This is a genomic window from Vibrio sp. 1S139 (assembly GCF_041439475.1).
GTDB lineage: Bacteria > Pseudomonadota > Gammaproteobacteria > Enterobacterales > Vibrionaceae > Vibrio > Vibrio crassostreae_C.
The window spans coordinates 1-5,653 of record NZ_JBGOOD010000118.1 but is presented as its reverse complement, the minus strand read 5'-3'; the positions used below and the strand labels follow the sequence as shown (position 1 = coordinate 5,653).

3 protein-coding genes are annotated in these 5,653 nt (G+C 46.3%); all 3 read left to right on the top strand.

Annotated features, from left to right (window positions below; genetic code table 11):
* Positions 1–465 precede the first annotated feature (465 nt).
* The 3 genes from ACED46_RS21260 to ACED46_RS21250 all read left to right on the top strand — a co-directional run bounded on the left by ACED46_RS21260 (position 466) and on the right by ACED46_RS21250 (position 5,364).
* Positions 466–816: an EF-hand domain-containing protein gene (locus ACED46_RS21260; RefSeq protein WP_371722383.1), complete on the top strand. Its 351-nt coding sequence runs from the start codon at positions 466–468 to the stop codon at positions 814–816.
* 124 nt (positions 817–940) lie between these two features.
* Positions 941–2,263, top strand: a complete 1,323-nt coding sequence (locus ACED46_RS21255) for an efflux RND transporter periplasmic adaptor subunit (protein WP_371722382.1) — start codon at positions 941–943, stop codon at positions 2,261–2,263.
* Entirely contained in the window at positions 2,260–5,364 is a 3,105-nt protein-coding gene (locus ACED46_RS21250; protein WP_371722381.1) for an efflux RND transporter permease subunit, read from the top strand. The genes ACED46_RS21255 and ACED46_RS21250 overlap by 4 nt, the downstream gene beginning before the upstream one ends.
* Positions 5,365–5,653 lie beyond the last annotated feature (289 nt).

The window sequence follows — 5,653 nt, the reverse complement described above, 5'->3', positions numbered from 1 at the left end:
GGTCTCACTTTGCTAAGTGTAGATTGGCAAAGGAGGGAGTGGATTCCATACATCAAGTCAGAGTTAACAGAATGTTAACATGTATTTGCCCTACTAAAAGTAATCCCTTGTCTGTTGGATATTTGCAAGGCAAACTGCTGGGCAAAAGTTCGAAAACACTCTGAATGTCTAAAAATCGCCATATTTTTCGAAACTAGGGATTTTATATCATTGGCTTTTCGGTTTCGGTTTCGGTGGCTGAAAGTTTGGGATAATTTGAAAACCATTTGGACATAGCTATGCCTGTACTCTTACCAGAGTACTAGCGGCAGAAGTTTCATAATTTCTGTTGCGCTGCGCTTACAAACCGATAAGAACATAAATCGATATCTACTTAGCCATCTTTACATACCTTTACATCACATGACGTTATCTTACTTACATTAGTATATTCTTAAGTAGTGAAACAAAGAGAAGGAAAACGTCATGAAAATCAAAAGCACGATAATCGCGTTACTCGGTATCGTTATTGCCTTCGGAGCAATGGCTGGTGGAATGAATAAAGGCATGAATAACAATATGTCACGCCCAGTATTTTCACAGTTTGATCTCGATGGTGATGGCAAGATAACCGAAGCCGAGTTCAATCAAGCACGCTCAGAACGTATTGCCCAGCGAGCAGAAGAGGGACGTACGTTGAAAAATATCAATCAAAGCCACAGTTTTGCTTCGTTAGATAGCAACGCGGATCGCACTATCTCTCAACAAGAGTTTAATGCTCATCAAGGCATGGTGAACCCCAAAAATACCATGGGCAAAGGCAAAAACAATCAGTAGCTCAATTCAATCAGGCCTCCATTTGTGAGGCCTGACTTATTTTGAGATCAAGGAAGCAAATCCGCTTATGTTGGTGTGCTACCTTTTGCTTAAGGAAAAGCTAATATATAGTAAGGGAATCGCTATGACTAGGTATAGCTGGTTACAAAGGGCTCTGTTTGTTCCTCCTGTTTTGTTGGGCATCGCGTTATTGGTGATCGCACCAGGGATGAAGGCTGAACCGCCTAATGCGAGTAATACGGCTGCTAAAAAGGTGGTTCGGGTGTTGAAAGTCGAGCCGCGAAATATCCAACCTTCTGCCATCGGATATGGACATACCGAGTCTGTTCAAGACTGGCAGGCACAGTCTGAACTTGACGGCGCGGTTGTGTGGGTTTCTGAGCAATACAAAACGGGCGCTATTATCCGCAAAGACAGCGAACTCCTTAGAATTGACCCCACCGCTTATCAACTTACTATTGCCCGTTTGCAAGCTGAGCTTGAAGTGCTAATGCTAACGAATCAGACCATTATCGATTCGCTCAAGATTGCAGAGAAAGAGTTTGAGGTACAACAGTCAGAATATGCCCGCTCAATCAAATTGAGTGAAACCGGGCATATCTCCAAAACAGAGAAAGACCGCGCGACCAAAGACTTGCTCAGCAGCCAGCAACAGCTCCAGACACAGAAAAACCAACTGGCAATTAATCAAGCGCAGCAAAAGGTTTTGCAAACGGAACTAGCACTTGCAAACCGAGATCTCGAACAAACCGTAATTAAAGCCCCATTTGATATTCGCATTGTCGAAACCTTGGTTGGACTCGCCGAGTATGTCAACAAGGGGGAATTGCTGCTCAAAGCGGATGACATCGATGCCGTTGAGGTTCGCGCGCAGTTTCCGCTTGGTAAAATGCGTCCGCTAAGAAATTCCAATCGCTTTGACTCGCTTGACGAAGATGTTCATAGCAACTTGAGCGCGACAGTCGAGCTCCAAGCAGGCGATAAAGTAATTACTTGGCCTGCCGAGATCAGCCGCTCCGGCGGTGAAATCGATGCTCAGACTCAAAGCCAAAGCCTGGTTGCACAAGTAAATCAGCCCTATCAGCAAGCCATTCCCGGGGAGAAGCCACCACTTATTCGTGGGACTTTCGTTAAAGTCACGATTAAAGCACCAATGATGGAGCAACAAGTCTTGCTACCGATAAACGCCATCCATGATGGTAAAGTTTACACTGTCTCTGAAGGTAAACTGAAAAGCAAACCTGTCAGGATAGATTTCGTCCAAGGGCAGGTTGCGGTGATCAAATCTGGCGTGGAATTCGGTGATGTGGTTGTGCTAAGTAAACTTTCACCCGCCGTTGAGGGGATTGCTTTACAACCGCAACCGGATGAGAAAATCGGCCTTTGGTTGGATACGCAGAGCGGATTTAAAGCCCTAAACGCGATTCAGAAAGAGGGCAAATTATGATCGCTTTTTTTGCTCGGCACACCACTGGCGCCAATGTCCTGATGATGGCGGTACTGCTGTTAGGGGCTTTTGCCTTGCCCAAACTGCAGAAAGACACTTTTCCGTTGACGCCGACCAAAAATATTGAGGTTCGGATCGTTTATCCGGGCGCGTCACCTTTTGAGATGATGGAAGAAGTGTGTTACCCGTTGGAAGATTCTCTCGATAAGCTGAGTGGAATTAAAGAGTTAAGCTGTGATGCCCGAGAGAGTTTGGTCATCGCCAATGTGGAAATCGGCGATGATGAAGACATTGACACTTTAACCAGCGATATTCAACAGCAGGTTAACGCCATCAGTGATTTTCCGGCTCGAGTTGAGCAGATCACGGTGTCGAAACTGGACCGAGTGGCAACGGTGGCCAGTGTCGCGATTACCGGCAATATGTCAGATAGGGACTTATATCTCTATGCCCAACAAATTAAGCACAAGTTAAAAGAGAGCCCATTGATCGCTCAGGTGACCGTGAGCGGTTTTGCGGATCAAGAAATAGAAATTCGCGTATCGCAGTGGAAGTTGCAGCAGTACGGCCTGAGTGTGTCCGACTTGTCCAATCTAGTACAACAGCAAAGTATCAGCACTCCTGCTGGCGTATTTAGTAATGACTTGGAAGAGATCAGCGTCCGCTTCGACCACTTAGGCAGCAACGTCAGAGACTTCGAAAATATCGTGATTAAATCCAGTGAGACGGGGACTCAGGTTCGCCTCGGTGATGTTGCCGTTATTCAGCAGAAGTTCACTAGCGATGAAAATCAAATCCTGTTCAATGGTCAGCGTGCCGCTTTGCTTCAGGTGTCCAAAACGCAATTTCAAGATACCTTAACGGTCAAAGATGCGATCGTCAGCATCGTTGAAAAAGAACAGGCGAGAGCCCCTGAAGGCGTCGCTTTAACCATCACCCAAGATTCCAGCACCAATATTATTGAGCGTCTGAGAATCCTCACCAGCAATGGCGCACAGGGATTAGCACTGGCATTTTTGATGTTGTGGGCGTTTTTTAATATTCGCTTTAGCTTTTGGGTCACCATGGGGCTGCCGGTTTCATTCCTTGGCGCCATTTTTGCGATACAACTTCTCGGTTATACCCTGAATATGATGACGCTGGTCGGGCTGATTGTCGCGATTGGTCTGCTAATGGACGACTCGTTGATCATTGCAGAAAACATCGCTGCCAAGAGGCAACAAGGGCTACCCGCGTTTGACGCTGCAGTTGAAGGTACCAAACAAGTCTTCCCAGGTGTGATTGCATCGTTTGCTACCACCATCATGGTGATAGGGCCGCTGATGTTTCTCACAGGCAAGATGGGCGAAGTACTACGCTATATTCCCATCGTGTTATTGATTACCTTGCTTGTTAGTCTGATAGAAGCTTTCTTGATCTTGCCGTCTCATTTGGCACATAGCCATACTGAATCTCGCTCTAATCCTATACGGGACAAGTTCATTGCCGGTTTTGAAAACATCAGAGACAGATTCTTTGTGCCAGTGAGTGTCAAGGCGATGAATGCACCTTATCTTTCAGTAGGGATATTGGTGATGGTGGTGATGATTTCAACCGCTTCCATTTCGTCAGGTTGGCTGAAATTCAAAGCCATGCCTGCCTTGGAAAGTGATGTGCTGCAGGCGCGTATCTTGCTCCCTCAAGGCAGTTTACTGAGCCAGACAGAGGCGGTGGTGGAGAAGGTTTCAAACGCGCTTGATGAACTCAACCAAGAATACGCAGAGAAATACCCAAGCTCAAAACCTTTGGTCGCGAGCACCACGATCATGTTCAACTCAAATGCTGATGCTAATGAGTCGGGGCCGCATATGGCAACCGTCAGTGCCGATCTATTGCCAGCGCAATTTAGGCAGCAGAGCATTAAAGATCTGATCCAAGATTGGAAACAAAAAGTAGGCCCTACGGCGGATGTGGTTTCACTCAAGTTTACCGATAAAGAACGGGGCATTGCTGGCAATGGCATTGATATTCGGGTTCAGGGTGAGTCGTTACAAGAGCTCAATCAAGTCAGCCGCTCGCTGGTGAAATGGTTGAAGGGATTTGACGGTGTCTATAACCTCTCCACCGATCTGCGTGAGGGCAGAACCGAATTTCACGTTAACCTTAAAGATGAAGCTGGCGTGATGGGAGTTAATGCTTCCAACATTGCTCAAACGCTGCGCAGCGCGGTAAAAGGCAGTACTGATCTGACGGTTTTCCAACAAGGCGAGCTGGTGGATATTAGTGTGAGACTGGATGAGTTTACGCACCAAGCTAGCCTGTATGAGTTGAATAACTTGATGGTGACTGCAGGCAATGGAACCCTAGTTCCATTATCAAGTGTTGCGACGTTTGACAGAAAACAAGCCTTCTCGCGAATTCACCGCATTAATGGGATGAACACTGTGGTTGTGCAAGGCAATATCGATACGCGGGTTGCCAATGCGCGTGAAATCATGCTGCAGTTCAATAGCGAATTTGTCTCGCAAACTCAACACAAATTCCCAGACATCACCTTCACCTCGCAAGGTCAGGATAAAGAAAGCTCAGATACGGGCTCCTCGCTGGCGACCTTCTTTGCTCTTGGCGTGGTGGGGATTTATCTTATTTTAGTGTTCCTGTTACAAAGCTACACTCAACCGATTGCTGTGCTGCTGGCAATCCCTATGGGCTGGATTGGTGTGGTATGGGGGCACTTGGGCATGGGGTTCGATTTGACTATTCCAAGCTTGGTTGGCTTTGCTACCTTAGCGGGTATCGTCGTTAACGATAACATTCTGTTGGTCAATTTTATTAAGAAGAATATCGCCCAAGGCGAGCGCTTGATAGACGCTTGTCGAGAGGCGGTACGTGACCGATTTAGAGCGATATTTATCACCTCGTTAACCACATTTGCAGGATTGCTTCCACTGTTAACCGAAACCAGTACGCAAGCGCAATTTCTGATCCCGTTAATTGCCAGTATTGCGTTTGGCTTAGTCTCGGCTACGTTACTAGCGTCAATTGTTGTGCCTTGCGTGCTGCTTATTTTGGACGATTTAAAGCTGACCAAATGGGCAGAAGGTGCTCAATCTTCCCTTTGAGGCCCTTGGGAGTGCATGCTGAACCATGTCATTTAGCCCGGCATGAAAATGGTAGTTTGCGTAGAATTTATTTGGCGATTAAACCCTATCACTGACTGCTGTTTTTTTGCGTACAAAAAACAATAGGGTCAGGTCTTGTCTTTTGCTCTTTGGTGGCAGTTTTTCTATCAGGTTTAGTTATTTGTCATACCTGAAGTTATTAGTCATTTGCTAATGTTTGATTTTCCAAAACTCATTTCTGTCCGTGCGACCTGAGGTCGTATGAAGCGTTGTTCACCGCTTAACGAGT

Bases quoted from the DNA above. Each gene is read 5' to 3' on its own strand.
- ACED46_RS21255 (WP_371722382.1), top strand. From the start codon at position 941: ATGACTAGGTATAGCTGGTTACAAAGGGCTCTGTTTGTTCCTCCTGTT.
- ACED46_RS21250 (WP_371722381.1), top strand. From the start codon at position 2,260: ATGATCGCTTTTTTTGCTCGGCACACCACTGGCGCCAATGTCCTGATG.
- ACED46_RS21260 (WP_371722383.1), top strand. From the start codon at position 466: ATGAAAATCAAAAGCACGATAATCGCGTTACTCGGTATCGTTATTGCC.